Origin of the sequence: Candidatus Rickettsia kedanie (assembly GCF_045865205.1) — a bacterium.
Taxonomy (GTDB): Bacteria; Pseudomonadota; Alphaproteobacteria; order Rickettsiales; family Rickettsiaceae; genus Rickettsia; species Rickettsia australis.
Map to the genome: position 1 here is coordinate 1 of NZ_BAABMM010000030.1, position 6212 is coordinate 6212.

Sequence of the window (6212 nt, forward strand, 5' to 3'; positions counted from 1 at the left end):
ACCACCTTACCGCCCATATTATTATGTCGTATTTAAAATGACGTCTCTTAAAATATTCATAAAGCTTATCTATAACAATTTATTACTCTATTCCTTATATACTATATTCCCTATTTGCAACAGTGCCCCTTATTATTACCGGTAAATAACGCACATTTAAAAGTTTTTGCAATTTTTAAGAATTTTGTGTTAAAGTACAAATATTATCGTGAGCAAGACTTTTAACTTTCTTTAATTGCTCATATGCATTTGTTAAAAATGCCTGAGAAGCATAACTTAGAGCGCTGTGCTCTTGGGGTATATATTTATTACCTTGTTAAATTAGAGCTTAAGTAGAGGTTAACAAAAATTAAATCTATAATTTAAATTTAGTAATATTTTTGCTAAAAAGAAAGTTCGGCAGTAGAAAAAGAGATTATTTTTTTGGAAGGTAGTTGCAATATTATTCTACCAGTATTATCGATATCTTTAAAAAGACCGGTTATTATATCATTTTGATGTTTGACGCTAATATTTTCATGTAACGTATAAGCATGTTCTAACCATTTTTTTCTAATAAAAGAAAAACCGTTATTATGCCAGATTTGATAATATTTTTCAAAATTCTCTATTAATTTTTCAAGTAAAGCTTGCGGCTCTATAGGCGGTAGGTTTTCGCTTATTAAGCTAGTAGTAGGCTGGTCGATATTATCAGGGTGATAGGTAATATTAATACCGATACCGATAATAAGGTAATAATTATTTTCTATTTTAACAGATTCAAGAAGTATACCGGCAATTTTCCGACCGTTCACGAGAACATCGTTAGGCCATTTTAGTTGTATAATGTCATCCCGTGGTTTGACCACAGGATCCAGAAAACAGCTTACAGCATCATTGGTTGTTGGTTTACGGGATCCTGTGGTCAAACCACGGGATGACATACAATCATAAACGGCAAGTGCTGTAACAAAAGATAATTGCGGTAATAATTCTAGCTCTTTATCAGGCTTTATTAGTAAACTTACATGTAAGTTACCCGACCTAGACTGCCAGTTTTTGCCGCTTCTACCACGTCCGTTAGTTTGAGATTTGGCTAGTACTGCATAGTTTGAATCAACTTTAGCACTCTGAGCAATTCTCATAGCCTCAGAGCTTGTACTGTCTAGTTTATCAAAAACAATTAGTTTAAATTTACCGATGTTCATTTTTTTAGTAATCGTCATTGCGAGAAGAATTACACAGTAATTCAACGAAGCAATCCAGTTAAAAATTCTGATTTACAGAATTTTTTATTATTTTTTCCGGATTGCTACGTCGCTTCGCTCCTTGCAATGACAATAATTATCCCCTACTTGCATTACTTCTAGCCACAGTATTACTATGTTTGCTTTGAATTTTTGGTGTTTTACTTTTAGTGATAAAGCTTTCTAAATCTTGTTTAGTAAATTTAAACTTAGCAATATTTTCATCAAAGGTTTTAGTTTTATCAAATCGTACATCTTGATTTTTATCTATCCCAAGTACCTCAATGAAACTATCTTTTATTTTACTTGAAGCAGCGGGATCGTTTAAGGTATGCAGCAAAGCTTTCAATGAGTTTGTATCGGTTTTGAGTGTATTATTACGACTAGTTGCAGCAATAATTACATATTCTTTAAGCTTTTCATTTAATTCTTTTTCGTTTAATGCTCCGGTTTTACAAAATGATAATAACTTTTTTGCTTTATCATCATGATTTTCAATAACTCCTTCTTGCCATTTAGAAGTATTATTTTCTTTTGACGGAATAAACATTTCTAATAATTTGGTTCCAAAAGTTTTATATAGATTTTTATTATCATAAACTTCATAAACATTTAGTAGAAATTTTTGATGGTCAAATGTTTTGTCTGCTTCTTTGCCAAGGTCATGATTATTCAAATGTTCTCTAGTTTGACAATATCCTTTAATATGCAGATAATCAGAATATTTTTATGCATCTTTGAAATCCAAAGTATCGATTCCGGCAGTATCTAACAACAGTGTTTAAAGCATTTTCATGTAACTACTCATTAGTTTCTCTTAGAGTTTCGGTATATTTAAATTTTCCTCCTACTTTTGCAAGAGTCTTAAATAATACATCAGCTAAAAACTTTACGATATCACTTAGGCTTTTAAATTTTTGTGCGCTATATATAGCAATATTTGCATCAGCTTCCATACCTGTGCCAAAAACCATAGCTAGAGTTCTACCTTGCTTTTTAGCTAAGGTAATTTCCTCCATATTATCAGTGACTTCTTTTGTATCAAATTCCGGTTCATTGCCTTTATAAATATTGGCCGGTATATTATCTCTATATCCACCGTCGACATATTTTTTACCGTCAATTTCTACCGACTCAAAAACAATGGTTATAGAAGCAGAAGCACGGTAAGCTAAAGCAATTTCAATATTTGGCATATCAAAGCTATTGAAGATAGTTAGTTCACTTGTCTCTCGCTGCGTTGCTGTAATTACTAAATCCTTATACTGCACTGGATCGTATTTTCGCAGTAACGCTATATCCTTAAAATATATTTTACCATCTTTTTGGTTGTATCGTTCTCTTAATTCATCAAGAGCTTTATCATCTTTAACATTTACTATATCTGATCTCTGTAAAAAATTTCCTATATTTTCTTTAATAACAATTTCTAATAGATCATATCAAGGTTTACCGTCTTTATTTAACTGTACTATACCTGCAGAAAATCCTTTTTTCCCAAGCAAAGTTTGCAGATTTGTATTTTTAGAAATTTCTTCAAATCGCTCAGGCGGTGTTCTAAGAGCTACCACTGCTGCAGTTATAGCACCGGCGGAAGAACCTGCTACTGCCTTTACATTATCTAAAATACTGGCTTTTTTTTGCTGCCTTATAAGCTCCAGAATATATTGTCCCTTACTCCCCCTCCACTAAAGGCTATATATTTTCGATAGGAGTTTCTTGAGCCTGTTTAATATCCTCTAAATTCATAATTTTACTTAATTAAGTTATCTTCTACAAACTTCCAGTTAATCATATGCTTAATAAATATGTCAACATAATCAGGTCGTTTGTTATGATAATCAATATAATAAGCATGTTCCCATACATCACATGCAAGAAGCGGCTTCATACCGTTTGCTATAGGTGTACCGGCATTAGCAGTTTTTATAATTTGTAGCCTATTATCGTGATATACCAGCCATGCCCAGCCGCTACCGAACTGCCCCACTGCGTCTTGCTTAAACTGCTCGCAAAATCCTTCAAAACTACCGAAATCTTTATTAATTTGTTCTAATATTTTACCACTTGGCTTACCTCCGCCCTGCGGCTTTATTGAATGCCAAAAAAAGGTATGATTCCATATTTGGGCTGCGTTATTAAAAATAGCTGCATTTGAGTTTTGAGATGACCAGTCTATTATTTCTTCTAAATCTTTTTTTTGTAATTCTTCTTTATCTTTGAGTAAGTTATTTAGATTTTGTACATAAGCATTATGATGTTTACCATGATGATAATCAAAAGTCTTGGGAGTAAAATGTGGTTTAAAACTCTCTTTGTCATAAGGTAAATCCGGTAAGATAAAAGGATATGAGGTTTGATTAGATTTGTTGCAATAGGTCATGCTATTTTCTCCTAGATAGGGTTTTAGGTTTGTTGTTGTCTCGGGTATACGAAGATCAACTTTAAAAAGAGCAAGGAGTTCACAAGACGAGGAGCGGATCGTATAATAATCGGTGAGCACCCTTGTTCTTGTAGAACGACGTAGCCAATTTTTAAAGTTCATCGAGTAAACAGCAATTTATAAAAATCGGAAGCTAGATAAAGCGATCCGGTTATTATAATATTTGCTTTATTATCACCGTTTATCTTCTTTATATCACTAATCGCTTCTTCGAGTGAGTCGCTTTCGCTAAAATCAATACCGCTCTTTCTGCCTTCCAAATTTATTGTTTCTGCACTATGGCTTAGTGGTTCGGATAAAACTTTAACACCATAACCTTTAATTGTCAAACCCTTAAAGTAGGAGCAAAACTCTTTGATATTCCTATTTTTAGTCATACCGAGTATTAAATATATCGGTGATTTTAAGTTATCATGAATCCAATTTGCCAAAACTTGAGCCCCACTATTATTATGAGCTGTGTCTACCCAAATTTGAACATTATCACCTATTAATCTGGAATATTTTTTTGGTTCTATTTTTTCGATTCTAGCCCGCCAAATAGTATTTTGTAGTCCTTTAGAGATAATTTCGTTGCTAATATTAAATTGTTTATTTATCAAACTTATTAAAGCAATAACGCTTGCAGCATTTATTAATTGATGATCACCAAGTAGGGAAGGAGTCGGAAATTCATAACTAAAATTTCGTGATGAATAAATAAATCCGTTGTCCGCCTTTTTAATACCGAAATCATATTTATAACAAAAAGTAGGTACATCTAGCTCTTCAGCTTTTGCAAATAATGTTTCATAAACTTCTAAAGCTTGTATACTGATAACGCAAGGAACGCAAGATTTCATAATACCGGATTTCTCAACTGCTATTAGGGGTAATGTTAACCCAAGCACATTCATATGATCATATGAAATAGGTGTAATTAAAGTAATTAACGGTTGTTCTACTGTATTTGTTGCGTCTAACCGACCGCCTAGTCCCGTCTCTAAAATTAATATATCGGCTCTTGTTTTCTCAAATGCTACAAATGCTGCTGCCGTAGTACCTTCAAAGAAGCTAGGTTCGATATTAAATTTTTCGCTTGCTACCCTCACCTCCTCACAAACCTGCCATAATTCATTATCCGAGATTTGCTCACCTGCTACTACAATTCGTTCATTAAATTCGAATAAATGAGGAGATGTATAGCAATGTACCTTATAACCTGCAAGCGTAAAGATGCTTTTAAGCATAGCACTGCTTGAACCTTTACCGTTTGTACCTGCTATATGTATGACGGGAGGAAGCCTTAAATGAGGGTTACCTAAGGCTTTTAAAAGTCTTACTATATTTTCAAGATCATATTTAATATTATTTTTCCAGGTCGGCACCGGAAAATGCGGTATTAGCATTGTTATTGATTTTTTGCATGAATAATAGAGTTATATATCAACACTCGATATCATTACCGCGGCAGCGGGAATCCAGTAAAACCTACTATGTCACCCCGTGGCTTGACCACGGGGTACACAGAAAAACATTAACAAAGATTGGATACCGTGATCAAGTCGCGGTATGATACTAAATATTCCTGGATTCCTGCTTCCGTGGGAATGACATCAAAATTTTTAGGCAATACAGAAGTTCATCGAGTGTTTGGTTTTACTACATTGATAAGTCCGATTAATAAGCCTGATTTAATTATTCCGGGTATTATAAAAAATAGTACACCACTATAAAATGCTTCTTTTAATCCTAAAAATTTGGATAACCATAACCAGCCTAAACCCATAATAATCATATTACCGATTAAGCATAAAGTAATTTGGTTTAACAATTTATTAGAAGTAAAAATTTTATCTTTTAAGCTAGCCATAATATATACGGCCACTATGAAACCTGCTAGATATCCACCGGTAATACCTAATAATATTGGTAACCCGCTAGAAAATTTACCAAATATCGGCACACCTGCAGCTCTTAGCGTTACAAAAGATAATACTACTAGAGTACCGCTGACCCTATTATAAGTAAGCCCGATAAATAGTACTGCAACAGTTTGTAATGTTATGGGAACAGGCTTAAACGGTATTAATATTTGTGAACAAATAGTAAGTAATGTCACTCCTAAAACTATTTCTATTGCTTGCCTTTTGGTTAACGGTAACGAGATTGAATTAAGTTGCATAAAATTACCTCATAATTTATTGTTAAGTAATTACACTCAATAGAATTATATAATGTTCTTGTCAATAAAATAAAAATGAAAATAAAAATTTATAATGATTTAGGAGTTTCAAAAGAAAGTATTAAGCATTGCGTGCATACCTTAAAACTTTATGCTCCAAAGTATAAGGTAGATTATACTACTGCACAAGAAATTATAGAGGAAAAGGTCACTGTTGCAGTATATAAGGAATAGAGTAATAAATTGTTATAAATAAGCTTTATGAATATTTTAAGAGACGTCATTTTAAATACGACATAATAATATGGGCGGTAAGGTGGTACTGTAAGTACGGTATTAGCTACCGAGATTTAGAATAGATGTTACTAGAAAGAGGAAT

The 6212-nt window shown here is 32.9% G+C and carries 4 protein-coding genes and 2 pseudogenes; 1 reads left to right on the plus strand and 5 read right to left on the minus strand.

Features of this window, described 5'->3' with window-relative positions; translation table 11 throughout:
• Nucleotides 1–383: 383 nt before the first annotated feature.
• The 5 genes and pseudogenes from ACKTSD_RS04245 to ACKTSD_RS04270 all read right to left on the minus strand — a co-directional run bounded on the left by ACKTSD_RS04245 (nt 384) and on the right by ACKTSD_RS04270 (nt 5833).
• Nucleotides 384–1187 (minus strand): biotin--[acetyl-CoA-carboxylase] ligase, encoded by an 804-nt coding sequence (locus ACKTSD_RS04245; RefSeq protein WP_412708149.1) that lies wholly within the window; start codon nt 1185–1187, stop codon nt 384–386.
• A 136-nt stretch (nt 1188–1323) separates the two neighbouring features.
• A pseudogene (locus ACKTSD_RS04250) lies at nt 1324–2975 on the minus strand (patatin-like phospholipase family protein).
• 4 nt (nt 2976–2979) lie between these two features.
• A complete protein-coding gene (locus ACKTSD_RS04255; protein WP_412708150.1) occupies nt 2980–3609 on the minus strand; it encodes a superoxide dismutase in 630 nt (209 codons plus the stop codon).
• Nucleotides 3610–3767: 158 nt separating this feature from the next.
• The gene (locus ACKTSD_RS04265) at nt 3768–5057 is read right to left on the minus strand and encodes a folylpolyglutamate synthase/dihydrofolate synthase family protein (RefSeq protein WP_412708151.1); all 1290 of its coding nucleotides are present in this window, start codon (nt 5055–5057) and stop codon (nt 3768–3770) included.
• A gap of 233 nt (nt 5058–5290) precedes the next feature.
• Nucleotides 5291–5833 (minus strand): biotin transporter BioY, encoded by a 543-nt coding sequence (locus tag ACKTSD_RS04270; protein ID WP_412708152.1) that lies wholly within the window; start codon nt 5831–5833, stop codon nt 5291–5293.
• A 75-nt stretch (nt 5834–5908) separates the two neighbouring features.
• Here ACKTSD_RS04270 and ACKTSD_RS04275 point away from each other — a divergent pair.
• Nucleotides 5909–6040 (plus strand): annotated as a pseudogene (locus ACKTSD_RS04275) (BPL-N domain-containing protein); the annotation flags it as partial.
• Between the last annotated feature and the right edge of the window lie 172 nt (nt 6041–6212).

What these genes read in the sequence shown, in the direction of transcription:
- ACKTSD_RS04245 (WP_412708149.1), bottom strand. Translation starts at nt 1,187, where the DNA reads ATGAACATCGGTAAATTTAAACTAATTGTTTTTGATAAACTAGACAGT.
- ACKTSD_RS04255 (WP_412708150.1), bottom strand. Translation starts at nt 3,609, where the DNA reads ATGACCTATTGCAACAAATCTAATCAAACCTCATATCCTTTTATCTTA.
- ACKTSD_RS04270 (WP_412708152.1), bottom strand. Translation starts at nt 5,833, where the DNA reads ATGCAACTTAATTCAATCTCGTTACCGTTAACCAAAAGGCAAGCAATA.
- ACKTSD_RS04265 (WP_412708151.1), bottom strand. Translation starts at nt 5,057, where the DNA reads ATGCTAATACCGCATTTTCCGGTGCCGACCTGGAAAAATAATATTAAA.